This is a genomic window from Sorangium sp. So ce296 (genome assembly GCF_051529605.1).
GTDB classification, from domain to species: domain Bacteria; phylum Myxococcota_A; class Polyangia; order Polyangiales; family Polyangiaceae; genus Sorangium; species Sorangium cellulosum_D.
The window spans coordinates 7,836,819-7,861,560 of sequence record NZ_CP150325.1 but is presented as its reverse complement, the minus strand read 5'-3'; the positions used below and the strand labels follow the sequence as shown (position 1 = coordinate 7,861,560).

Here is a 24,742-nt window from a genome sequence, read left to right as displayed (position 1 = left end):
CGGGCGGCGGCGGACGTCCGCCGCCCGCTCAGAAGAGCCCTGATGGCCAGCTGGTGCCGAGATAGGCCTTCGCCGAGGGACCCTGGTCCTCGTCCCAGACCAGCTTGATGTCGAGGAAGCGCAGGAAGCGCCGCGGCCAGGCCTCTCCAGCGACCTGCTCGCGCGACTCGCCCGGCCACCCGGCGACGGCGGCCGCCTTGGCCGGGTGGCAGAGCCCGGCTTCCACCAGCCGGTCCAGGATCGCGCGCCGGCGCGGATCCTGGCAGGGGCCGCGAGCGACCTGCTGCTGGCTGAACGCGAGCCCCAGCGATGCGCGCCCGGGAGCGTCGTAGTTGGCCAGGTTCAGATCGAAGTACACGTCGTCTCCGGTGTACGCCTCCGGATACAACGCCCGCTGAGCTCGCTCCAGCGCTGCCAGCTCGCCGCTCCATCCGATGGCCTTCAGGTACGGTGAGAGCGCGGCGCGCGGCACCTTGCCGTAGAGCTTCACCGCCTTTGGATCGCGGCCCAGCATCACCGAGAGGTGGATGAGCCGCCCCCCTCGCGGGAGGGCGGCGAAGCACCGCCCGAGCGCGCCGCTGAGGCGCGCTGACGCGGGCACGCCCAAGAGGTCGAGGACCCGGTGGACGGTGTCGATCTCCTCGTCGGGCCGAGGCGCACCGAGGGGCTCGAGCGGTCGCGCGTACCCCGACACGAGGCACACGCTCACGCACGGCGGCGCGGCCGCCGGCCCGCGCACGTCGTCGAGCTCGAGCCACACGGTGGGGACGCGCGGCCAGAGGGGCGCCTCGGGGCCGGACCAAGCGGCCCCGAGGCGCGCGACGGGGAGCCAGGCGTGGCGCTCCTGCTCGGTCCAGCTCCGCGAGCGCTCCTCGAGATCCCGGAACACCCGGGTGCCCTGCGGCCCCGGCCGATCCAGGGCGACGAGGAAGTCCACCTGATCGTCCGCTGGACCGAGCCGCCACTCGACGTACTGCGCGGTGACGTCGCCCTCGAGGCCCGATCGGAACAAGCGCGCGTGGGCCCTCGCTCGATCGAAGCCGACCTCGGCGGGCATCCGCGCGGATGCGACTGTCAGGATGTCGTTCATCGTGTCCTCACCTTCTCCGGCCGGACCGCCTACCAGGCCGAGTACACGGGGCCGAGGAGCTCTGCCTTCACGACCGCCAAGATGGCGTTCAGCTGGCTGTGGCTCAGCTCCTTGCCGTTGCCCGGCGACGCCAGGGCCGCCACCGCGACCTCGGTGCCCGGGAAATGGATCTGCACGCCGCCGTCGAAGGGCTTGCGCGACGAGCTCCCGCCGTCGCCGGCGTAGACAGCGTAGAGGAGCCCCTGCATCGGCGACTGGTGCGTGACGTAGCGCGTGTCGTACATCAGCCGATCGGGCACCCGGATCAGCTCCTGCCGCACCAGCACGCAGATCTCATCCGCGAGCTCGGCCGTCGGCTTCGCGCCGGGCTGCAGGCCGACCTTGTTGCAGATATTCGCCGCCTTGGCGGAGAGGGAATACTCCTTGTAGGCGGGCTTGGGATTATTGCGGATCCGCTGCTTCTCTGCCGTGTCGTTCGAGTAGAGCGCATAGAGGAATGAGAGGGTCGGATGCTTCGGGTTCGCGTAGCTCATGGTGAGCCTCCTTCACTGCTCCGTGTTGACGATGGGATTCCAGGCAGCCCTGGCGGCCTGCCAGAGGAAATCGGCGCAGCCTTCCGCGAAGCGGACGTCGCCCTCCTTGGCCATCGGGCAGGTGTCCGTGTCGCAGTCCATGCAATCGGTCGCCGGGGATTTGAACACGACCCCTTTGGCGCGCGCGTGGCACTCGAAGCAGGAGATGTCCTGCCGGTCCCACTCGATGACGGCGTTCGCCAGCCGAGCGGGCCTGAGCCCGTCGAGCGGGACGTGGGTGGGCTTCCCGTCGAGGGAGCACGCCACGTACTCTCCGCTGTCCCGGCGCTGGGCGCCGATCAGCTGGTAGTGCTGGAGCACGTGCCCGCGCTGCGCGAACAGCGCCCGCACCTCGTCGTTGAGGGCCGCCACGCCCTCCGGGATCGGCGTCAGCCGCTCGATCTGGGTCCGGCGCGGCTGGCCGGGCGCCGGCTGAGGGCACTTGTTCGGGACGCAGTCCTGACACGACGGATCCCGGAACAGCGGCGTGCGCCAAGGCTCGGACGGCTCGAGGTTGTCGACGTGCTCGAACGTCGCCCAGAACCATGACCCCTTGGTCATCAGGGTCCTGGCGACGATGTGCATGGCCACGAGCCCGTGCTCTCCGTCCTCGTGGACGATGAAGCGACCTGGGTCGTCGGACGGGCCCAGCTTTTTCCACGCCAGCTTGAGGTGCACCAGCGGCTCGTTCGCTCCTCCAGGGTACTCGCTGGCGCAGTTGGGATACCGGCCCCACGTGGAGTTCTGCTCGCTGAGCCCGAAGCAACGGGCCGAGCCCGGGTCTTGGCACTCGGGCGCGAAGCACTGGACTGCCAGCTGGCCAGCAATATCGTTCACGCGAAGGTTGGCCACGAACTGCTGGTACGAGCGCTCATTGATGCGCGCCTCGAACTTCACGGGGTTCCCGCTCTGGTCCCACACGGGGTTGTCGCGCGGCGGCAAGGGGTCGGTCCACCCCGACGACATCACCTGCTTGACGTTCACGTCCTGGCACTCCTCTCCATCGTGAGGCGCGTCGCGCTCGAACGCCTCGGAGACGTCGTGCCACGTGCACCACAGGGGCACGCCGGCGCCGGAGAGCTGCGGCGCCGGCTGGGTCGCCGCGCCGACCAGGTCCTTGCAGCTGCCGGCGCTTCCGGAGCTCTGGGGTCCAGTCGCGGTGTGTGGCCAGTTGGTGGCGACGAAGAGGCGCCACGCGAAGATGTCGTGCAGCCGATCCAGCGCGACCTCGTCGCACGCGCCGCCGGGGCAGACGCTGGCGCAACGGAGCTCGGGCGAGGGAGGGCACACGTCTGGCGGCATCTCGCCGAGCGAATCGAGGGCGGTCGGGAAGCTGAGCAGCTCCGGGCCGGCTTTGTATGCGCACGGATCCTGCCCGGCGGCGGTGCCGCCGGTGCCGCCGCCAGTTGTGCTGGAGCGGCCGCCGCGACAGGCCGCGATCAGGAGCGCGCTCGTCAGAGCGGCGTTCAACCCACGATACAGCGAACCTCTTACCCTGCTCATGATACACGTCTCCGGCTGTGCGTAAGCTGTTGTATCCGTGTCGCGAATCCCTGGGACGCGGTACGCGCCCGGTTGCGAGCCTCGTCGGGCACGCCCGAGTAGCTCTCAGCCGCTGATCGCGATGCGATGAGTGGCCAAGCAAGAACAGAGCCATCGACTCTCGTACAGGCCTCATGCGCTCGCCGCCCCCACCTCGGGCTGGGTGAGGAGGATACGAGGCGTGCGCCGGGCGGCCGCCGGCGCCCGTCTCGACCGATCAACGCACGTTGCGCCCCGCTGCGCGCGTCCCCGGGGACGCGCGTACGTCACCCCGCGACGCGGGCGCCTCCCTGCCGTTCACCCGCGCTCCTCCTCGCGGGCGCGCGGGGTGTTCGTGCGGAGACGCCCGATGCTGCGCGCGTGCGCGCACGCGCACGGTCATCTCGCGTGCGCGAACACGCGCACGGTCATCTCTCGTGTGCGCGCACGCGGCGCACGGTCATCTCGCGTGTGCGCGCACGCGCATGGCCATCTGCCATGCGCACGACGCCGACGAGCGCTCGTCCGATGGCGCGAACCGTGGTAGGCTGCCCCCGAAGTAGGGCGAGCCGGCCTCAGGTGCGCGCGTGTCGGGGTCTGCCCGACGCGCCTACGCCCATGCGCTCGCCAGCCGGCGGGCGCGCGCGATCTCCGGCACACACGCCGTGTACCGCGCGCGCCAGGCCGCGTCGGGGATCGCCTCGGCCCGCGCCGCGATCCCGCGAATCGCTTCGCCGAGCGCCGCCCGCGCCTCGCCTTGCCTGCCGCCGGTCCAATACGCCTCCGCCAGCGCCACCCGCGCGTCGATCTCGACGTAGCCGCCGCCGCCCAGACACGCGAGCCCGGGCTCGATGCGGCTGGCCACGCGCGCCGCCTCATCGCGGTCACCCAGCTGGATCAGCCCGCGGACGAGCAACGCCGTCACCCAGAGCCGCCGCAGCGGGATGCGGGCGCACAGCGCATCTGCCTCGCGCGCCTGCCGCACGGCATCGTCGTACGAGCCACGCTGGAGGAGAACCTCTGCGCAGATCCCGTGGGCCCAGCCTCGGTATCCCACGCTCACCCCCGCAGCGCCGAGCAACGATCCGGCCATGTCGCTCGCTTCTCCCCATTTCGACGGATCCGAGCCGCGCGAGAGCAGCGCCGCCAGGTGCAATGCGGATTGGCGTTGCGCGAACGGGATCGCGATGCGCTGCGCCAGCGCCACCGCCCGCCGCAGCGTGGCCTCGCCCGCCGCCGGATCGCCGAGCTCGGCCTCGGCCTGGCCGAGCCGGTTCAAGGCCGTGATCTGGTTCCGGAGATCCTCGATCGCCTGGAACGCCTCCACCGCCTGTCGCGTCAGCTGGAGCTGCCGCCACGGATCCCGCTCGAAGGCGCGGACGTAATCGCTGCGCCCGATGGCGAGCGCGCCCCTGAGATCGAGATCCAGGACGGGCAGCGCGGCCGCCAGCGCGTCCGCGCGATCGAGCAAGGCTTTGCAGAGCTCGCGGCGCCCGTAGGTCTGGAGCAGCGACGCGGCGAGCGGCGCCCAGAGCATGTACTCCCGGTCCGCTTCCGCGTCGGGTTGAAACTGGACGAAGCGGTCGGCCGTCTCCATGAAATCGTCCTCTGCGTCGAGGACGAGCGACGCCCACGCGCGATGGAACAGCGCGATGCACGCCCACCGGCTCCCGCGCCCCGTGAGCGGCAGCGCAGCGGCGCTCGCCTGCTTCGCTGCATCGAACTCCGAGCGCCAGCAATGCGCCATCGCCCGCAGCGCCATCAGGTTGCCGAGGGTCTCGCCCTGCACGCCGCAGTCGACGCCGCGCTGCGCGCGCGCGAGGGCGCTCGCGAAGTCGCCGCGATCGCACGACTCGCGGCCCGCGCGCAGGTAATGGCACGCGGCCTGATCGAGCGCTCGCCCGCGCTGGAGATGCTCGGCCAGCACCACGGGATCCGGCTCCCCCGCCCGCTCCAGCCATTCCCCTGCCAGCCGGTGGCCGAGCACCCGATCCCCCTCGGTCAGCATGGCATACGCGCCCTCGCGCAGGAGCGCGTGCCGGAACGAGAGCTCCTCCTCCGCCGGAAAGCGGCTCTCGCGGCGGCGCACCAGGATCTCGAGCGCCACCAGCGCCTCGAGCCCGGCGGCGACCCGGCTCCGGCGCGCTTCGCCGCCGACGAGCGCCGCCACCCCTCCAGCCCAGCAGACCTCTCCGAAGACGCTCGCCGCGCGCAGGAGCCGCCGGGCCTCGTCGTCCAGCGCCCCGAGGCGCGACTCCACCATGGCGACCACCGTCCCCGGCACGTCCGGGCCTCGGCCCTCCGCGGTCCAGCGGATCAGCTCTTCCAGGTAAAACGCGTTGCCCTCCGACAGGCGCACGATCCGCGCGATTGCGTCGGAGTCCGCGCGTTCGCCCAGCACGTGCCGCGCGAGCCGCTCGCCCGCGCGCCGGCTCAGCTCGTTGAGCCGCAGCTCGTGCAGCCGCCGCCCCTCCCAGAGCTTCGGGAACAGCTCGCGCACCTCCGGCCGCGCCAGGGCGAGCACGAACAGCGGCCGATCCGAGAGGTCGCGCAGCGCCGCGTCGAGGAGCGACACCGTGGGTCGGTCGCCCCAGTGCAGATCCTCCAGCACGACGATCAGCGGGCCGCCGGCGACGATCGCGGCGAGGTAATCGAGGAAGGCGGCGCGCACCTGGTCCGCCATGCGCTGCGCGTCGCGGCGCGCGGCCCGGAGCGGCAGGCTGTCCTCGTCCGGGAAGGCAGCGCCCACGATCTCGCCGAGGAACTCCTCGACGCGCCGCCGGTGGCCGGGCGGCACCCGCGCCTCGATCTCTGCCGAGAGCTTCCGGCGCCGGACCTCGATCGGCTCGCCCTCGTGAATCCCGCACGCGCTCCGCAGCGCCTGGCCCAGCATGCCGAGGGGCGAGCCGGCCCGCAGCGCGTCGCCGCGCACGGCCCACACCGACACCCCCGCGCCCTGCCCCCGGATCTCCTGCAGGAACTCCTGCGCCAGGCGCGACTTGCCCACGCCGGGCGGCGCCGTCACCAGCGCCGCCTGCGCCGTGCTCTCCTCGATGCTCTCCATCACGAGCGCCCGGAGCATGCCGAGCTCGAGCTCTCGCCCCACGCACGGTGTGACCCTGCCGAGGAGCAGGCGCGTCCCCTCCGCGAGCGGGCGCTCGCCGTGCAGCGTGAAGAACCCCTCGCTCTCCCGCACCTCGAAGCGCGCGTCGAGCAGGCCAGCGACGACCTCGTCGATGATCGCCGCGCCCTCCGGGGCGACGTGGCGCGCCGTGGTGCTCGCGAGCCGCGCCGCCCGGTCGATCGCCGGCCCCATCGACCGCGCCGTCCGCTCCCCCCGCCCCATGGCCAGCGCCACGCGCCGGCCCGCGGCGCACCGGCGCAGCGCGAGCGCGCACCGCGCCGCTTGCGCGCACAGATCCGTCGCCGTCTCGGTGCCCGCCAGCATCACCACGACCGACCCGTCGAGCAAACGCTCGCTCCGGCCGCCATGCGCCTCGGCCTCGCGCAGGACGGCCTCGTCGCCGGGCGAGAGGATCAGGGTCGTGTCCCCGCCGAACGCCCTCACCTCGGCGTCCGCCGCCGCGCTCACCACGATCACCGCCACGGCGCGCTGCTCGCTGCTCGTGAGCGAGGGCGAGCGGGCCGAGCTCACGGCCGGCGACCGCGACGCATCCTCGAGCGCGCGCAGCGCCGCCGCCGCCGCGTGCCCGCCGAGAGGCCGCTCCTCCCGGCGCTTCGACAGCATGCTCCGGAGCAGATCGTCGAGCGCCTCGGGCACCCCGGTCCGCAGGGTTTGCAGGCGCGGCGTCTCCTCGAACAGCACCTTGGTCAGGATCGCCGCCACGTGTTGACCGCCGAACGCAGGCCTGCCCGTCAGACACTCGAACAGCACGCAGCCGAGGGAAAACACGTCCGCGCGGGCGTCGATGCTCGCCTCGCCCCGCGCCTGCTCGGGCGCCATGTACCCTGGCGTCCCGATCAGCACGCCCGGACGCGTCATCCGCGTCGCCTGCCCGAGCCGCGCGATGCCGAAATCGAGCACCTTCACGCCGTCGAGGCGCCCCCCTGGCAAGAACAGATTGCTTGGCTTCAGGTCGCGGTGCACGACGCCGCGCTCGTGCGCAAAACCGAGGATGTCCGCGACCGTGGTCGCCAGCGCCACGCTCTCGTCGATCTCGAGCGGACCACGCGCGAGCCGCGCCGCGAGATCCTCGCCCTCGAGCCACTCCATGACCAAGTAGGGCATACCGTCGGCGCACGCCCCGTGCGCCACGTACCGGACCACGTGGGGGTGCGACATGCCCGCGAGGATCTGCGCCTCTCGCTCGAACCTCGCCGCCTCCTCTGCGTCGCGCTGGGGCGAGAGCTTCACCGCCACCGCCTCGCGCGTCTCCTGGTCGTGCGCCTTCCACACCTCGCCCATGCCCCCCGCGTCCGCGCGGTGCTCAAGGCGGTAGCGTCCGGCCAAGACCGCTCCTTGCTCCACGATGGCAATTATCCGTCGATGCGGCGAGGGATGTAAAGAGGCTCGCCTCGGCGCCCCCCGCGCGGCGGCGCCGGCCGGCCGCGGCTGGACGCCGGACGTCGTGGGGCCGGGTTGCATCGCATGCTTTTTGTGGTTTAGTTCCGCCTCCTAAAAAACTTGCTTACCCGAAAGGAAACAACATTGATCTCGAGGAATCTCAGCGCCAGAGCTCTTCTCGTCGCCTCGATTTCGCTGCTCGGATGGGCTGGCTGCATCTCCGTCGATCACCAGGACACGGACTTCGACGGTGACGGCGCCGATGAAACAGGCGCGGCCGATCAGCCGCTCTCGACGGTGACCTTCCGCTCCAGCTCGACGGCGACCGGGAAGAGCCTGACCGCGTTGACCCTCGCGAAGCCGGCGGGCGTCGCGCAAGGCGACGTCCTGCTCGCGCGCATCGCCATCCGGAACCAGGTGGGCGCGGTGATCGCTCCGCCGGCGGGATGGACGCTCCTCCGCTCGGATCAGAGCGCGTCCGCCCTCAAGTCGTGGGTCCTCTGGAAGGTGGCGAGCGGCGCCGAGCCCGCGAGCTACTCCTTCGGCTTCGACGTCTCGGCCTACCTGGCGGGCAGCATCGTGGCGTTCAGCGGCGCCGATTCCGCGAGCCCGATCGACGCGGCGAGCGGCCAGAAGAACGGCAACTCCGCGACCCTGGCCGCGCCCCCGGTCACCACCACGGCGGCGAACGGCGTCGCGGTCTGGTTCGGCACGCAGGTCTGGACGGGCTCGTCCTGCCCGGCGAGCCCGATCGTGCCGCCGTCGGGCTTCACCGAGCCGCTCGACACGTGCCTGCTCTCGTCGTCGACGGGTCTCCTGTTCGACGCGGCGTACAAGCAGCTCGGCGCTGCGGGCTCGCAGCCGGCGTGGAGCGGCGCCTCTCCCTTCGCCAACACGAACACCGCGCAGGTCGTCGCGCTGAGGCCCGCCGGCGCTCCGAGCTGCTCCGCGGGCGAACCGTTCGCGAGCACCTACACGACGGTCGGGAGCCTGACCTCGACGGCCATCGTGGAGATCTCCGGGCTCGCCGCGAGCCGCGTCAACCCCGGCATCCTGTACGCGCACAGCGAGAACAACGCGAATTTCGTCGCCATCCAGAAGACGAACGCGGCGGTCGTGGGGAGCTACGTTGCCGGCGTGCTCCCCTGGGACTGGGAGGACATCGCGACCGGTCCGTGCCCGGCGGGGAGCTGCATCTTCATGGGGGACATCGGCCGCCTCAGCGGACGCCCGCCGCCCTACCCGACGACCTTCGCCGTGGTCCGCATGAAGGAGCCGAACCTCGCCGCGGGGGAGACGAGCGGCACGGTGTCCGGCGATCGGTTCCCCTTCCAGTACCCGGACACGCCGCAGAACGCCGAGGCGCTGATGGTGCACCCGACGACGGGGGACATCTACGTCGTCACGAAGGAGGGCACGACCGGGCTCAGCAAGGTGTACAAGTTCCCGAGCCCGCTACCGGCGCCTGGCACCCTGTCCACGCTGATTCACGTGGCCGACCTCCAGATGCCCCTCGGCCCGGACGAGAACTTCCGGTCGGTCACCGCCGGGACGATCCACCCGTGCGCCGACCGGTTTCTGCTGCGCACCTACCGGGCGGTCTACGAGTACCGAGCGCCGGCCGGCGCGGGCTTCGAGGCGGCCTTCGCGGCGCCGCCCGTCGCGCTCACGGACACGGTCGAGGGTCAGGGCGAGTCGATCGAGTACGAGGCGGACGGCTCGGGGTATTTCACGATGACCGAACGGGAAGCCGCGCCATACCCGCTCAAGCGCGTGGCGCGCCAGTAGGCTCCGCGTCGACGCGCCCGTCGACCAGCCGCGGTCGATGGGCCCGCGGACCGCGCGAAGCCGCGGGGCGGTTCTACGTTCTTCCGAACGAGTCCTCGTGGGACATCTTCACGTCGTCCACGGTCAAGGAGGACATGACGCTCTCGTAGCTCCGGAGCAGCATGCGGCACGAGACGGCGTCTGCGGGATCTCCCACCAGGAGATCCTTGCTGGCGTCGTCCCAGATGTCCGGACCGCGATCCGAGCTCACGGGGATGGGCCTGTCCCGGCGGTTGTACTTGATCCGCTCCAGCTTCGTGTTCGGCACCCGGACCCGCTCGAGATCGGCCTTCAGGTGCGATATCGCTCTGGCGAAGCGCTCCGAGAAGCACCGGCTCGCCTGACACATCGTCCTGACCACCTCGTAGGCGCCCAGCGTCCACAGCCACATGAGATCCGAGGCGCGCGCCCTCGCCTCATGGGGAAAGGCACCCTCGCTGGAGGCGCACGCGTCGAGGCCCTCGAGGATCTCCTTGGAGATCGACAGCAGGACCTGGTGCCGGCCGGACAGGTAGAACGAGAATGCCGCCAGCGGATGCGGGGTGGACATCTCTTCTCTTCGCGTGAGCGGGCGGGGTGCCGTCACGGCTCCGGCGGAGACGCGCGCAGCTCGTCGACGAGCTCCCGGAGCGCGCCCTCCAGCGCCGCCGGGTCGCTCGCGTCGATCTCCCAGTCCTTCCGGCTGTAGTACTTCGCCGCGCCCCGCGGGGCGCCGCTCAGATCGAGGCAGTAGTCGAAGCCCTTCGCGTCGCACGGCCGCGCGTCGAAGGCGACCTCGTGCTTCGACTTGTTCTGCGGGAAGAGCAGCTGCAGCTTGTCGCTACCGCGCAGCTCGTAACGGAACAGGGCATACGAGCCCTCGAACTGGGACGTGCGCCGGAAGATGCCGATCGGCTCGTCGGCGAGCATCACCATGAGCTCGATCTGGTCCGTGTCGTCCCTCGGGATCCGCTCGATCCAGAGGCGGCCGACCAGCGTCTTCGCGTCGGACCCGCGCGAGCTCAGGAGCCCGTAGCCGCCCGCGGCCGCCGCGAGGGCGAGCGCCGCCGCCGTCATCATCTTGGAAACGCGGTTCATGGACGGCATCCTACCCCTTTCCGGCGCCGCGCGGGGCCCGGGCTCGAGGCCCCGCCGCGATCTTTCCTGCCGCGCCCTCGCGCTCCGCCTCGTTTCAGCGTCGTGGTCCGGCGGGCGGAGCCTCCTGTCGCTCGAGCTCCGCCGTGCGTCGGCTGCGCCGAAGGCGCTTCGGCTTGGGCGCGCGGCTGGAGCGGCGTCCAGTTTTCTGGACATCGCGTACACCGGAATGGACACGGTCGCGAGGCAGAAACGGGGTGAAAGCCCCGTGGCACAGATGTTGGAACGCTGGAACGGTCGTCGCCGCGAGCGCCGCCCCGGAGGGCGGCCGCGTGAAGAGGAGCGTTCCATGCCGAAGCTGCACTTCAAATTCGTCCTCGCGAAGCACATGGGGTTTCCGCCGCCGGAGGTCTTCGCCGCTGTCGATCTGAACTCGGACAACCAGGCGCAGAACAACGAGAAGTTCGACCTGAAGCAAGACAAGCTCACATGGACCGGCGGGATCGAGTTCGCGTCGCCGAGGAAGGTGGACCGGCTCGTTGTGGTGGCCGCATTCCACGCTCGGCCCGGCGTGAAGTTCACGGTAGAGGTCCGGAGAGACGGCCCGGAGGGAGCCATCCTGTTCGAGGGGGAGGACGTCGTGCAGAAGTTCCCCGAGGCGCGCTTCCTCATGCTGAAGGACAAGACATGAATCTCTCGTTCCGCCTCGCCTTGGGCTTACAGGTCCTCTGCGTCGCGGGTCTCTCGTCCGCGCAGGAGCAGCCGCCGCAGCCACAGGTCGCGCAGCCGCCGCAGCCCGTGGCCGCGCCGCAGCCCGTGGCCGCGCTGCCAGTGGCCCCCGCGCCAGGTCCGGCGCCGATGGATGCGGCAGCGGCCGCGCTCCAGAAGGCAGCGGACAAGCTGGACGCCGCCAGCAAGACGCTCGAAGTCGCCGCGGGCAAGCTGACCCCGGCGTCCACGGACCCGAAGGAGCTCTTCTCCGGCAGGGCCCCCTGGAACGGCTTCGCGCTCAAGCTCGCCGAGAAGGACAAGAAGGCCATCGTGGGCGCTTCGGGTCCTCTGGACCAAGGGCGCTTCACGCTCGCAGGAGAGCTCACCGTACCGCTCGACGAGGAGACACGGCGTGCACCGCTGCTCGACGCCCGGGGGCGGCCGTCGCCATTCCAGCTCAAGCTCTCCCTGGAGCACAACTCCATGAGGGAGAACCTCCAGGAGTTCGTGAACACCGATCGGAACACTCAGGCGCAGTGGAAAGCCTGCACGCTGTACCAGAACCAGCCTGGAAAACCGAGCTCGCCGTGCCCGACCGTCGATTTCTGGAAATGGGTAGCCCAGGACGAGGCGGCGAAGGAAGCGGCGGACATTCTCTGGGAAGGCAACGCGGACCGCGCCGACCTCTGCCGCCGGTACATGAAGGCGACAGAGAAATTCCAGGAGTGCCCGTCCGACGAGTTCTGGCAATGGGTGCGCGGCAAGCCGGAGCTCGCGCGCCAGGTGTCGAGCGCGTACCCGGAGCTCGCTCCGCACGCGCCCGAGGGCGTCTTTTCTCGCAGGGTCCCGATGGACATGCGGTTCTCGTTCGGCCTCGAGCTCGCCGGCTCGTTCGACCGGCAGGACGTCTACGAGAGCGACGTCGCCGCGGAGGCGGTGGCAAAGAGCAAGTGGGAGTTCACCCCGAACCTCGTCGGCCGATTTTACCCCACGACGTCCATGGCCATCCCCGTTCGCGTGGGCGCCACGGTCGGCGACGGGTACAAGGCCAAGGAGTTCGATCGCTGCAAGACGCTGACGAGCTCGGACACGGCCGTCACCGGGAAGCAATGCGCCAAGGCGCTGATGCTCGAGTCCGACGACTCCGTCGAGCTCACGGCGTTCATCGACGCTGCCGTCGTCTACGTGCCTCAGGCCTCGGTCTCCTGGGATGTGCAGCCGGGCGTCGAGGCGCGCGCGCGCCTCGACGGCCTGGGCGCGACGAAGCTGGCCCATTTTTACGGCACCCTGTTCGTGGCGCCGACGGATCGACCCATCGCGCTGCGGCTGGGCGCTGGGTTCGAATACGTCTACGCCATCGACGGCGACACGGGGTCCTCGCCGAGCTTCGGCGCGGGCGACACGTGGGTCATCCCCTTCGTGCTGGCGGGCGGCAGCCTCTGACGCCGCCACCCCCGAGGACGACGCGGCCGCACACGAGCTGACGCGCGACCTCGGCGACACGGCGGCCGAGGTGCTCGGCCGTGCGCAGATCCGCCTCCGGCGGGGCGACGTCGGGGCCCTGGTCGACGTTCGACTGCGCGCCGGCGCCGAGCCAGAAGCCGAGTCGATTCAGGTCTTCCTCCGATCCCTTCGTGGAGTTGTTCGCGGGCGGCAGGCCGAGGTTGACCCAGTGCATGCCGTGCTGGGCGGCGAAGAGGGCGATCTGGATCAACGTCGCCAGCTTGTCGCCGGAGCGGGAACCCGAGTTGGTGAAGCCGGCCGCGACTTTGTCTCTCCAGCCGAAGCCCCTGGCCATGACCGCGCGGGAGCTCGCCTCCTGGAAGGCCTTGAACGCCGCCGAGGCGCTCGCCATGTAGGTCGGCGCGCCGAAGACGATCGCGTCGGCGGAGGCGAGATCGCCCCAGCGCGCCTGCGCTTCCTCGACGGTCAGCAGCAGGGCCTCGGCGCCCTCCACCTGCTGCACGCCTGCTCGGACGGCCTCGGCCTGCCGCCCGGTGTGGCCGTGGCCGCTGTGGTAGACGACCGCGACGCGGACCCCCGGCGAGGGCGCTTCTTCGCTCGCCGCCGGCCGCGCGCCCTGCTGCGCCCTGCGCTGCACCGTGTGCACACTCAACGTACTTCCTCCTTGGCTATCGCCGCCGGTCGCGGGCGCGTCCGGCGCGTCACCGCTCTGACGACGCGCGGCGAGGAAAGGTGACCGGCACGGGCGCGCGCCCGCTAGCCGCCCCGCCTGCTCGGCCCGTCAGGGCGGCGCGGCGTCGACGACCGCGAGCCGGAGCTGGCGGAGGCGGGCCGGGTCGCCGATCGCGTCGATCGCGGCGATGCGGTCGCCCTCGATGGCGACCGCGAGGACGAGCTGCAGCCGCCCGCGCGGGGCGACGACGACGCCGACGGCGCCGTTCACGAGGGCGGGCCGGGCGAAGCGCGCCCGACCGGCGTTGGTGGCCGTCTCCTCGGCGACGCGCCGGGCGCCGCGCACCTCGGCCTCCGCGCCTCCCCGCAGCGCGGCGCGATCGGCGCGCCGGACGACGTCCGGGGCCAGCACCGCGAGCAGCGCGCCCAGATCGCCGGTGCGCGAGGCGGCGAGGAAGGCCTCCACGACCTCCCGCTGCCTGGCGAGCTCGGCGGCGGGCGCGGCGGCCCCGCCGCGCACGCGATGGCGGGCGCGGCTCGCCAGCTTCTTCGCGGCGGCCGGCGACCGGTCGACGATCGCGGCGATCTCGTCGAACGGCACGGCGAACAGGTCATGGAGCACGAAGGCGACGCGCTCGGCGGGCCCGAGCGTGTCGAGGACCACGAGCAACGCGAGCCCGACGGCGTCGGCCAGCGCCGCCTCGTCCTCGGGGCCGGAGGGCCCCTCGCGGTCGACCCCCTGATCCAGCTCGCCGATCTCGTTGAGCTCCTCGCGCCGGCGCCGGCGCGCGCGCAGCATGTCGAGGCAGACGCGGCCGAGGATCGTGGTCAGCCACCCCGTCACGTTGGCGACGGCGCCGGCGTCGGCGCGGCTGGCTCGCAGCCAGACCTCCTGCACCGCGTCCTCCGCCTCGTCCACCGAGCCGAGCATGCGGAACGCGACCGCCCGCAGGTGGCTGCGGGCCCGGTCGAGCTGCTCGGCCAGCTCGGCTTGACTGATCATCGGTCACCTTTCGTCGTCGCGGCTCGTCATACACCTCGTGAGAGGACGGCGCAACGTCGAGGGCTGTCGTCGCGAGGGGATGTCGGGAGCCCATCACGAGGCGACGAGCCGTGGAGATCACACCCGTCGTTCGCGCGCTCCCCCCGCCGCGCGGGAGCCCTCGGCGCGTCCGAGCGCACAATGGGCGTCCTCCGCGCGGACGATTGGATGCTCGAGCCATCATCGCTTTTCCGGGAGGGCGGACGGCGTGCTCCTCGTTCCGTCGAGAGCCCGTCAATGCAACATGGCTGTACGGCAAAATCGGCTGCACGTGGCGATTGGCGCTCCTTCCACCAAAACACACGTGACTGCAACATGGCTGTACGACAAATCGTTGAAAGGCGCTTGACTCCGGCGCGCGCTTGCGTGCTTTATTCTCATGACATGCTCGGGCCCATCTCGCACCGGGCATGTCCGCGCAAGACTCACCTCGACAGCCACGGTGTGACCGGGCATACGACCCGTGCAAATGGGTGCACGCGGTCGTGGTGAACAAGCTTTGGCCGGGAATCATGCTGCCCCGGCCCATGGGCGGCGGGGCTCGCAGGCGCTTCTGGTTTACTTGTCCATCTTGAACAGAAGCCTGAGACCCATCCGTCCGGATCATGGAGAACCTTGATGCGTATCGATCGCTTGCTTGGCCCTGTGTCCCTCTCCTTCGCGTGCGGCCTGCTCGCCTGCGCCGTCGAGCCAGCTGACCTGGAGGACAGCGAGGCGTACGAGTCCGCCGCGAGCAGCGCGGACAACACGATGAAGGCGGATCTCGCGCTCCAGTCGCAGTGGGGCAGCGGCTACTGCGCGAGCGTGACGGTGACGAACACGAGCACCGGCCGGTCCACCTCCTGGGGCCTGGTCGTCGGGCTCAACGGCTCGACGTTGGCCAACCTGTGGAACGGGCGCTCCTCGGCTTCGGGCGGGCAGCTGACCGTCACCAACGAGAGCTACAACGGGGCGCTGGGCGCGGGCCAGTCGACGTCGTTCGGGTTTTGCGCGAACGGCACCGGGATGCCGACGATCGTCTCGGTCAACGGCAACGGGGGCACGGGCACCGGCACGACCACCTCGTCGTCGAGCAGCTCGTCGAGCAGCAGCTCGAGCTCCTCGTCGAGCTCCTCGTCGAGCAGCGGCGCGGGCGGCTCCGGCGGCGCCGGCGGCTCGGGTGGCGCCGGCGGCTCGGGCGGCTCGGGCGGCTCGGGCGGCTCCGGCGGCTCCGGCGGCGGCACCACCGGGAAGTTCGTGGGCAACATCACGACGAGCGGCTCCGTGCGCAACGGCTTCGCGAACTACTGGAACCAGATCACGCCCGAGAACGAGGGCAAGTGGGGCGAGGTCGAGCGGTCGCGCGGCGTCCGCGACTGGAGCAGGCTCGACGCGATCTACAAGTACGCGAAGGACAACAAGATCATCTTCAAGCACCACGTGTTCGTGTGGGGTGCCCAGCAACCCAGCTGGCTCGGGGGCCTGTCCGGCTCGGATCAGCAGGCGGCCGTGAGGGACTGGATGCGGTCGTTCTGCGCGCGATACCCCGACACGAAGTACATCGACGTCGTCAACGAGCCGCCGCCCCACACCACGCCTTCCTACAAGAACGGCATCGGCGGCGACGGCGCCAGCGGCTACGACTGGATCGTCAACTCGTTCAAGTGGGCCCGCGAGTTCTGCCCGGGCGCGGTCCTGATCCTCAACGACTACAACAACATCGAGTACGAGAACGATCACCAGAACTTCATGCGGATCGCGCGGGCGGTGATCAACGCGGGCGCCCCCGTCGACGCGCTCGGCGCGCAGGCCCACGACGCCTACAAGATCAACACGAACACCGTGAAGGGGTACATCGACAAGCTCGCCTCGCTGGGCAAGCCCGTGTACATCACCGAGTACGACATCGGCATCGCGGACGACAACCAGCAGAAGAGGGTGATGGAGGAGCAGTTCACGATGTTCTGGAACCACCCCTCCGTGAAGGGCATCACGCTGTGGGGTTACATCGTCGGCGCCACCTGGCGGGACAACACGGGCATCCAGCACTCGAACGGCACCATGCGGCCGGCCATGAGCTGGCTCATGAGCTTCCTCGGCCGCTGACGAGCCGCCGCCCCGGCCGCCGAGCCCGGTGATCCGTGGCTCGGCGGCGCGGCTCTCGGAGCCCCAGCGCTTCGCGCGGCGCGGGAGGCCTACGCCGCCAGCTCGGCCGAGATCCACGCCAGGAGCGACGGGCATTGCGGAGCCCATCCGAGCTCACGACGGGCGCGAACGGCCCGAACACGACTGTTCGAGCCCAAGAGGTAACGCGCCGGGATCTCGCCCCACAGGGCCGTCGCTTGCTGGAGGCTGCAGTTCCGGATCGGACTGAGACGCAAGCGCGCGGCGATGGCCGCTGCGATCTCCTCGAACGAGGCTTCGCCGGCCTCGACGAAGTAGAACGCGCCGGCGGGAGCACCGCGGAGCGCCAGCGCATAGAGCGACGACATGTCGCGTACGTGCACGTTCGACCATCGATTGACGCCCCTGCCAACGACGCACACCGCGCCGACCTCGCGGGCCGCCCTGACGAGCATCGGGATCTGGACGCTCTCCGCGCGCAGGCCGAGGCCGATGCCGTAGACCATCGCGTTGGACAGGACGATGCCGCGCACGCCCACCCGTGCTGCATGGAGGACCTGGACCTCCACCTCACGCAAGGCCTTCTGCATGGGATGCCCCCCCTCGACGATCGGCTCGTCATCGCTGGAGATTCGCTCGCTGACGACGTCGCCGCACGCGTCCTCCGACACGAGGCCGATCCCGCTGCTGTGGATCAGCGCCTTACCAGAACCTTCCAGTCCGCGCAGAAGCGCCGTCACCACGTCGCCGCGGAGGCTGTCTGCGGCGTTGATCACGGCGTCCGCTCGGCGCGCCTCGGCCTCGAGCAGCCCATGGTCGCTCAAGTCGCCGAGCACCGCGCCGATGCCCTGCGCCTCGAGCGATGCCGCCAGCTCGCGGCGCCGGATCAAGCCTCGAACCGAGTGTCCCTGCTCGGTGAGGTGCTTGGCAACAGAGCCGCCGATGTACCCCGTTGCTCCCGTGAGGAAGATCTTCATTCCGGTCCTCCGGACCCGCCGCTGGTCGCCAGCTCCGCCGTGAGCTCGTGGTTGAGCATCGCCGCGGCCTGCATCCCGGACGCTGCCGCGAGGACCGCCCCCTGCATTCGTGAGACGAGATCCCCGCCCGCATACACACCGGGTACGGACGTCTCGCGGCTCACCGGGTCGACCTGCACGAAGCCATCGTCGTCGAGGGCCACGCCCAGCGCCCGGATCAGGCCCACCTGGCGTTGCGGGGGATGGGCGAACAGCACCTCGCAGGGGATCGTCGCGCCGTCCGAGAGCTCGACGCTCTCCAGCCGATCCTCGCGCGCCACGAGGCGCGCGACGGGCCGCGCCTCCACGCGGATCCCCGCGGCGCCGAGGCGGGCGCGGGTGTCCGCCGGGACGTCGAACGCTCCGCTCGTGAAGACCACGACGTCTCGCGTCCATCCGCGCAAGAGGAGCGGGAAATGGAGCGACTGTACCCCTCGCGCCAGGTAGCCCCACCTCCGGTCCTGGACCTCCCATCCGTGGCAGTAGGGGCATTGAAGGATCGAACGACCCCACAGCTCGCGGAACCCCTCGATGGGGAGCGGCTCGTCGATCAGCCCGGTGCAGAGGAGGACCCGGCGGGCCTCGACGGCGCCCGCCGCCGAGGCGATCTGGAATGCGCCTCGCGCTCCCGCGATGGCCTCTATCCGGAGATCGCGCGCCTCCACGCTCGGGTACGCCGCGAGCTCTCGGCGGCCGATCGCCCGGAACTCGTCCGGCGGCGTCCCATCGCGCGTGACGAAGTTGTGGATGTGCTCCGCGGCGGCGTTCCTGCGAGCCCCCGCATCGCAGAGCAGGACACGCTTGCGCGCGCGGCCGAGGGCCAGCGCGGCGGAGAGCCCGGCGGGGCCGCCTCCCACGATGACGACGTCGTATGACATGTTGGCTTTCCTCGCAGAGGATGATGGTCGCGAAGCGCCGCAACCCGATGCGCAGCCCGGGACGGCCAGGGCGGTGCCGAGCGCCGCGCTCGCCCGAAGCCACGCGCGTCGCGTGAGCCGCGGGTCGTCGGTCTCGCTCGCCATGTCCCCGTCGTAGCTCGGCGCGCCGAGCCCCTGAAGGGCGGGGCTTTCGGTCCGATTGACGAGGTTTTCGATGGGGTCCCGCTGGAGCGGGAGGAGGAGAGGCTCCTCCTCCCGCTGGCGAAGCACCTTACGTCTCGCGAGCGCGCGCCGGATCCGGCGAGACGGCGGTCGCCGGGGACCTCTCCACGCGCCGGACAAGGCCCAGCACGACCACGGCCATGAGCGTGCAATAGGCCGAGAGCGGCCACGCCGTGTCCCCAGGCAGCAGGACGACCAGCGTCGTTCCGACGATCCCCACGACGAGGCTCTCGATGCAGTAGTAGAGCGCGGTCGCGGTGCCCGCGACGTGACCGAAGCGCTGGAGCGCGCCGTTGGCCGCCACCGAATTCGCGAAGACGATGCCGATCGCGATGATCCACATGGGCGGGACGAAGGTCCAGAACGACGGGGCGGCGATCCCCTGCCCGACGGCCAGCAGCGCGGCTCCCAGGAGCAGCATCCCCATCCCGCGGACGAGGCTCCCGGCCCTCCCCCACCGCGCCACGAACCGCTTCGCGAACCGGGTCGTGGCGATCATGACGAGCGCGACGGTGGCAAACAGGAGGCTGAAGGCGAGCTGCGAGAAGCCTGCCCGATCGATCAGGACGCGCGACGCCGTCGAGAAGAAGACGAAGAACGCGCCCATGGCCGCGCTGAAGCCGAGCGTGTAGGTCCAGAACGAGGCGTCCGTCAGGATCTCGCCGAACGCGGCGCGCGGCCTCGACGCGTGCAGGGGCCGGGTCTCGCGCCACCTCGGCGCCGCGTTCAGCGCAGCCGCGGTGGCGGCGGCGCCGAGCGCGACGAAGATCGCCCGCCAGCCGAGGTGGTCCGCGAGCAGCGCGCCGATCACGGGCCCGAGCGCGGGCACGAACGCCAGCATCGAACCGAACAGGCTGTAGATCACCGCCCCCTCGGCGCGCTCCGCGTAGACGTCGCGCACCGTCGCGAAGGTCGCGACGAGCGCCGCGGCCGCGCCCAGCGCCTGGAGGACGCGGAGGGCGACGAACGCCGCGGCGGACCCGGCGCCCGCGAGCAGGTACGACGCGGCGGCGAACAGGACGGCGCCGCCGAGCAGGACCGGCCGCCGGCCCACCCGGTCCGAGATGGGCCCGAACACGAGCTGTCCGGCGCCCAGGACGACCATGTAGAGGCTCAACGTCAGCTGAACGACCGACGGCGACGTGCCGAGGATGCCTGGCATGCTCGGCACCACCGGCAGATAGACATCCATGGCCAGCGAGGCCAGGAGGTCGAACGGGGCCATCAGCAGCAGCGCTGCGGACAGCGAGAGATTCCAATGTGTTGAACGATTTCGAGGCACGACGATACACCCGCGCAAATGGTGGACATTCGGCGGCGATCTGCCTCAAGGACGGCGCTCGTCGGACGATCGAGAGCAGATAGCCGCAGCAACGAATTCAGGGGTTGCTGCGGCTCACTCGTCTGACTGGGCTGTATCCATCCTTACACCTCGGACCTGCCTTCGACGCAGGCGACGAGAGAATAGCGGTGTTCGAGCGGCTCGTCGAGGGATCGCGCGAGCTCGCCACCGGCCGCTCTCGGCGGCCATGCGGCGATGACCCGCGCTCGCCTCAGGGGGGAGGCCAGCGGACGCCGAGGCCCTGGTGCGGCGAGTCGGCGCTCAGGCGGACGTCGTCCGCGGGGGGCGGGAGCGCGCGCCACGCGTCGGGGTGCTGGTCGGGCTGCTTGCCCTGGCTCTCCTCGAGCGCCTCGTAGAGCGCGCCCTGGTGGAGGACGTAGGCGCCCTTCGGGTACACAACGGCGCGCTCGTCGGGGCTGAGCGTCGCGCGGTCGGTCCACCACTCCAGGCGGCGGTAGTCCTCGTCGATGGCGCCCGCCATGAAGTCGCGGAAGCGCGCCCGGGGCACCGCGACCGTGGGGTTGTCCTCGGCCGTCACGCTGTCGAAGAGCCACTTGATGAACGGATAGGGCCCGTCCACCCGGTTGTCCCGGAGGATGTGCGGATTGGGCGCGTTGCTCCCCACGCCGAAGACCTGCACCGGCTCCTCCGTGTCGGGGTACACCTCGCCGTAGTTGAAGTGGAACCCCAGGAACACGTTGCGCTCGAACCGTATCGTGGCCCCGGTGTCCACCGCGTGCGTGTACACGCCGCTGAGCGAGGTGTCGGCGAAGTAGTTGTCCGTGAACGAGATCGTGTCTCCGGGCGAGCGCGGGTCCTGGTCCACGCGGGTCGGGAACAGCTCGACGAAGAGGTCGCCCGTCCCGATCACGATGTTGTGGTGGAAGGTCGAGCTGCCGTAACGCTGGCCGAACTGCACGTTGCCGTCCTGGTAATGGTCGAACGCCGACCGCCACCGGACCGCCCCGGGTCCGAGGACGTTGTGGTGGATCTCGCAGTCGGACCCGAGCTGGCCGACCTGCAGCGCCTCGGTGCCGGTGCGGAGGAGCCGGTTGTCGTACACCTCGAGGCGCTCGAACGCGTGCTGCGGCTGCGCCTGCGTGCTGCCGAAATAGATGCCCTCGGACCCGACGTCGTGCACGTAGAGGTCGTGGACCTTCACGTTGCGCATCGTGGCCTGCCCGTCGTCGTCGGTCTTGGCGATGACCCCGGCGAACTCGACGCGCGCGACCTCGATGACCTCCAGCTCGAAATCCGACGCGCCGCCGCCGATGGCCAGCCCGGACAGGCCCTCCTTGCTGAACGCGTCGTCGACGAAGATGCCGTACGTCCCCTGGCTGTGGGCGAAGCCGCCCTCGGCGTGCCCGCGGAACCCCGCGTCGCCGGTCTTCGAGACGGGATCGTGGCGGCCGGTCAGGATCCAGCCCTTTCCGCCCTTCAGCACGAACAGGTGATTGGCAGCGTCGCCGCCGACCTTGACCTGGCCGCCGAGGTTCGTGATGACGAGCGGGCGCTCGGCGCTGCGCTCGGGCAGGCCGCCGAGCAGGATGCTCCGGTACTCGCCGGCCGGGATGTAGAGCCGATCGAGCGCGCTCCAGTCGACCTCCGGGAACGCGTCGGCCAGGTCGGGGACCGCGATCGCGGGGCGCTCGCCCTCGTTCGGGGCCGGCGCCGGCAGCGTGAAGGTGGTCCTGGGCTCGCCGAAGCGGCCGTAGGACGGGACCCCCGGCGACTCGCCGCCGGCCCCGGCGCCGCTCGCCCCGCCGGGCCCGGCGGCCCCGCCGGCGCTGCCCGCGCCCGCCGAGGCGCCTCCGGCGCCGGCCGCGGACATCGCCTCCTCGCCGCCGCACGCCGCCATGGCGACGAGCAGGGCCCCTATCCTCGCGCTTTGCCTCATACGATGGAGAATACACTCAAGGCCGCGCCGCGGAGCGCGGTCCCTCCGGCGCAGGCTTCTAATTTCGGGTCAGCGTCGCCCGACGAGGAAGCTGCGCCTCGCCGGGGGCGGCGTCAGAGACAGGTCGAGCCGAGGTTCGTTCCACGCGCCCTGAGCTCGGCGATGTTGCTCGCCTGAGCGACGCAGTCGATCGGGTTGCCGCCCACGTTCAGGGAGACCCCTGCGCCGATGCTCGGGTTGGCGACGAGGGGCGACAGGTCGGACACCGAGTTGCTCCAGAGCGTGATGTAGAACAGGTGAGGAAGGCTCGAGAGCGGAGACAGATCGGAGATGCGGTTCGAGGTGAGCATCACCTGGCGCAGGTTCGTCATGGTCGACAGGGCCGAGATGTCGCTGATCCCCGCCTCGTTCGCCACGAGGACGTGGAGCGCCTCCAGACCAGCCAGCGGCGCCAGCGTCGGGAGCGGGGCGCCGCCGAGGTACAGCTGAGTGAGGTTGACCAGCGAGCCGAGCGGGCCGAGATCGCCGATCGGATTCGCGATCAGCCGCAAGGTGAGCAGCTCGGTCATCGCGCCGACGACGGTCACGTCCGAGATCGCGTTGTTCGACAAACCCAGGTGCTCGAGCTGGAGGAGCGAGGACAGCGGCGCGATGTCCGAGATCTGGTTGGACCCGAGCTCGAGGTAGCTCAGCTCCGTGAGCGAGGACAGCGGCGTGACGTCGGTCACGAGGTTCCCGGTGAGGTCCAGCGCGATGAGCGAGCTGATGCAGTCGAGGCCGGAGAGCGACTGGATATCGCGGTACCTGGCGTCGATGAAGTCGAGCGACGCGACGTCGGCCGGGAGGAGCGGACCGTCCGGCATGCCCACGGCCTCGCGCACGGCTGCCTCGAGCGCCGCATCGGCGAACGCGAGCGGTCCGGCGCACGCTTCGCCGCCGCCCGCGCCGCCAGCGCCCGTGCCGCCAGCGCCGCCGCCGCCGCCCGCGCCGCCCGCGCCCGCGCCGCCCGCGCCCGTGCCGCCAGCGCCGCCGCCGCCACCCGTGCCGCCGGCGCCAGCGCCCTCGCCGCCAGCGCCACCCGTGCCGCCGGCACCGCCACCGCCGCTGCCGCCCGTCCCAGGCTCCTCCACAGGGTCCGTTGACCCGCCAGCGCCCTCGCCCGTCGTGACGCCAGCAGGATCACCCGTACCGGTCGCGCCCGGCACCGGATCAACGGCGATCCACCCGCACCCGGCGCTCGCCGCTCCGGTCAGGAGCGCGATACCCAACCATCGGCCGACGCTGTCTAGATTGTACATATCCCCTCGTACTGAAATAAAGTCAGACGGAGCGCCGCCCCGTCGAGCACGGGGATCGGCAAGCAAGCTGCATGGGAAGGAAGCGCGCCTCTCAAAGCACGAGAGATGCCAGCCATGCCCGGGTAGTGCTCAAATGTGCCGGGAGAGAGTTCACATGAAGGCGGGAAGGCAGGAAGATCATCGATCTTTTCTTCCCGCCTCCCCGCCTTCATGTTCAATTTTGAGCACTGCCCATGCCTGCGCGTCGCTCCGGCCCGGAGGAGCGATGGGCCCCGCGGAGCGCCTGGGTCCGCGAGCGCTCGCGGTCACCCGCGCGGACGCATGTGCCAGCGTGCCAGCGTGCCAGCGTGCCAGCGTGCCGCCGCGCCCCTGCCGCCGCCTGCGCGGGGTGGGGTGTGTCCGGAGCCGCGCCGGCGCGAGGCCCGCCGCGCCGCGCTCCGGCGCTCCCGCGCCCGTCACCCCGCGCGACGGATCTCGGGCGCGCCGTCCTCTCGCCGCCTCGCCTGCCGGTAGGCGATGGGGCTCACGCCGTGGGCCCGCGCGAAGGCCCGCGCGAACGCGGGCTCGCTGTCGTAGCCGACGCGGGCGGCGATGAGCTTCACGGGGAGCGTCGTCTCGCCGAGCAGCACCGCGGCGCGCTGGAGGCGCAGCCGGCGCACGTGGTGGCCGAGCGGCTCGCCGAGCAGCGCCGTCGCGCGCGCCGCGAACGCCGAGCGCGAGAGCCCGGCCTGCCGCGCGAGCTCCCCGAGCTCCCACGCGCGCTCGGGCGAGGCGCGCACCCGCGCGAGCGCGGCCACGACCGGCTCGTCCCGGAGCGCCTCGGCCCGCGGCAGCGACGCCCCGGGGTCGCGCAGCGCGCTCGCGAACAGCGCGTGCGCCCACGTCTCGCCGATCGACCGGCGCAGCGCCGGCGACAGGTCCCGCGCGCCCGCGAGCAGCGCGAGCGTCTCGCCCAGCCAGCGCGCGAGGCCCGGCGTCGCGCCCGTGACGTGCACGGCCGGCGGCAGCAGCGCGATCCACGGGGCGCCCGCCGCGTCGAGGTGCAGGTCGACGATGACGAGGTGCGCCTCCGGCGGGGCCTCCGTCGCCAGGGCGCCGTCGGCCACGGCGTGCATCCCGCGGCAGAGGGCCTCCGGCTGCTCGAGCGAGGTCGTCGGCCGATCGCGGATGGCGTGCGCGTCGGCCCGCGGCAGGAACACGAGCTCTCCCGCGCCGAACGCGAGCCGCCGCCGCGCGACATCGATCCACCCGCCGCCGCGCTCCGCCGCGTAGACCCGGGCGGACGCGCGCCGCGCCGGCTGCCGCTTGCCCCAGCGATCGCCGAGCGCGAAGCGCATCACCTCGGCCTCGCGGAGGGCGACGCTCCGGGCCAGCTCGTCGAAAGCGGCAGACATGGCGCCTTCGACTGTACCGCATGCGCGGGGCCCCGCCAGAGGCGCCGTCCGTGGACGCGCGGATCGGAGAGCCGGACGCGCGGCAATCGCCGCC

Annotated in this window: 18 protein-coding genes; 4 read left to right on the top strand and 14 right to left on the bottom strand. The window is 71.4% G+C overall.

Annotation, left to right across the window (positions count from 1 at the left end; all coding sequences use genetic code 11):
* Positions 1-28: 28 nt before the first annotated feature.
* The 4 genes from WME98_RS29100 to WME98_RS29085 form a co-directional block, all read right to left on the bottom strand.
* Positions 29-1,090 (bottom strand): hypothetical protein, encoded by a 1,062-nt coding sequence (locus WME98_RS29100; RefSeq protein ID WP_437944995.1) that lies wholly within the window; start codon positions 1,088-1,090, stop codon positions 29-31.
* A gap of 29 nt (positions 1,091-1,119) precedes the next feature.
* Positions 1,120-1,623: a hypothetical protein gene (locus WME98_RS29095; RefSeq protein ID WP_061626389.1), complete on the bottom strand. Its 504-nt coding sequence runs from the start codon at positions 1,621-1,623 to the stop codon at positions 1,120-1,122.
* 12 nt (positions 1,624-1,635) lie between these two features.
* Positions 1,636-3,132 (bottom strand): hypothetical protein, encoded by a 1,497-nt coding sequence (locus tag WME98_RS29090; RefSeq protein ID WP_437944994.1) that lies wholly within the window; start codon positions 3,130-3,132, stop codon positions 1,636-1,638.
* Positions 3,133-3,793: 661 nt separating this feature from the next.
* Entirely contained in the window at positions 3,794-7,654 is a 3,861-nt protein-coding gene (locus WME98_RS29085; protein WP_437944993.1) for a protein kinase domain-containing protein, read from the bottom strand.
* 198 nt (positions 7,655-7,852) lie between these two features.
* Between WME98_RS29085 and WME98_RS29080 the strand changes: the two genes are divergently transcribed.
* Complete coding sequence (locus WME98_RS29080) at positions 7,853-9,496, top strand: cell wall anchor protein (protein WP_437944992.1); 1,644 nt, start codon at positions 7,853-7,855, stop codon at positions 9,494-9,496.
* 73 nt (positions 9,497-9,569) lie between these two features.
* On the opposite strand, the gene WME98_RS29075 is transcribed toward WME98_RS29080, so the two are convergent.
* Together WME98_RS29075 and WME98_RS29070 are read right to left on the bottom strand one after the other, a co-directional pair.
* Complete coding sequence (locus WME98_RS29075; protein WP_437944991.1) at positions 9,570-10,085, bottom strand: hypothetical protein; 516 nt, start codon at positions 10,083-10,085, stop codon at positions 9,570-9,572.
* A gap of 32 nt (positions 10,086-10,117) precedes the next feature.
* Positions 10,118-10,612 carry a hypothetical protein gene (locus tag WME98_RS29070; RefSeq protein ID WP_437944990.1) on the bottom strand — a complete coding sequence of 165 codons (495 nt, stop codon included), beginning with the start codon at positions 10,610-10,612 and terminating at the stop codon, positions 10,118-10,120.
* A 346-nt stretch (positions 10,613-10,958) separates the two neighbouring features.
* Here WME98_RS29070 and WME98_RS29065 point away from each other — a divergent pair, with 346 nt between their 5' ends.
* Positions 10,959-11,300 (top strand): hypothetical protein, encoded by a 342-nt coding sequence (locus tag WME98_RS29065; protein ID WP_437944989.1) that lies wholly within the window; start codon positions 10,959-10,961, stop codon positions 11,298-11,300.
* Positions 11,297-12,763, top strand: coding sequence for a hypothetical protein (locus WME98_RS29060; protein WP_437944988.1), 1,467 nt, complete (start codon positions 11,297-11,299; stop codon positions 12,761-12,763). Before WME98_RS29065 ends, WME98_RS29060 begins: the two co-directional genes overlap by 4 nt.
* Here WME98_RS29060 and WME98_RS29055 read toward each other — a convergent pair.
* Together WME98_RS29055 and WME98_RS29050 are read right to left on the bottom strand one after the other, a co-directional pair.
* Complete coding sequence (locus tag WME98_RS29055) at positions 12,729-13,436, bottom strand: flavodoxin family protein (protein ID WP_437944987.1); 708 nt, start codon at positions 13,434-13,436, stop codon at positions 12,729-12,731. The genes WME98_RS29060 and WME98_RS29055 overlap by 35 nt on opposite strands.
* 129 nt (positions 13,437-13,565) lie before the next feature.
* Positions 13,566-14,459, bottom strand: a complete 894-nt coding sequence (locus WME98_RS29050; RefSeq protein ID WP_437944986.1) for a sigma-70 family RNA polymerase sigma factor — start codon at positions 14,457-14,459, stop codon at positions 13,566-13,568.
* Positions 14,460-15,116: 657 nt separating this feature from the next.
* Between WME98_RS29050 and WME98_RS29045 the strand changes: the two genes are divergently transcribed.
* Positions 15,117-16,583: an endo-1,4-beta-xylanase gene (locus WME98_RS29045; RefSeq protein ID WP_437944985.1), complete on the top strand. Its 1,467-nt coding sequence runs from the start codon at positions 15,117-15,119 to the stop codon at positions 16,581-16,583.
* An 89-nt stretch (positions 16,584-16,672) separates the two neighbouring features.
* Here WME98_RS29045 and WME98_RS29040 read toward each other — a convergent pair whose 3' ends face one another.
* The 6 genes from WME98_RS29040 to WME98_RS29015 form a co-directional block, all read right to left on the bottom strand.
* Complete coding sequence (locus WME98_RS29040; RefSeq protein ID WP_437944984.1) at positions 16,673-17,578, bottom strand: NAD-dependent epimerase/dehydratase family protein; 906 nt, start codon at positions 17,576-17,578, stop codon at positions 16,673-16,675.
* Entirely contained in the window at positions 17,575-18,495 is a 921-nt protein-coding gene (locus WME98_RS29035; RefSeq protein ID WP_437944983.1) for an NAD(P)/FAD-dependent oxidoreductase, read from the bottom strand. The genes WME98_RS29040 and WME98_RS29035 overlap by 4 nt, the downstream gene beginning before the upstream one ends.
* Positions 18,496-18,766: 271 nt before the next feature.
* Complete coding sequence (gene cml, locus WME98_RS29030) at positions 18,767-19,942, bottom strand: CmlA/FloR family chloramphenicol efflux MFS transporter (RefSeq protein ID WP_437944982.1); 1,176 nt, start codon at positions 19,940-19,942, stop codon at positions 18,767-18,769.
* A gap of 328 nt (positions 19,943-20,270) precedes the next feature.
* Complete coding sequence (locus WME98_RS29025) at positions 20,271-21,956, bottom strand: right-handed parallel beta-helix repeat-containing protein (protein WP_437944981.1); 1,686 nt, start codon at positions 21,954-21,956, stop codon at positions 20,271-20,273.
* A gap of 113 nt (positions 21,957-22,069) precedes the next feature.
* Positions 22,070-23,254, bottom strand: a complete 1,185-nt coding sequence (locus tag WME98_RS29020; RefSeq protein WP_437944980.1) for a leucine-rich repeat domain-containing protein — start codon at positions 23,252-23,254, stop codon at positions 22,070-22,072.
* 455 nt (positions 23,255-23,709) lie between these two features.
* Positions 23,710-24,648: a helix-turn-helix domain-containing protein gene (locus WME98_RS29015; RefSeq protein ID WP_437944979.1), complete on the bottom strand. Its 939-nt coding sequence runs from the start codon at positions 24,646-24,648 to the stop codon at positions 23,710-23,712.
* Positions 24,649-24,742: the final 94 nt, after the last annotated feature.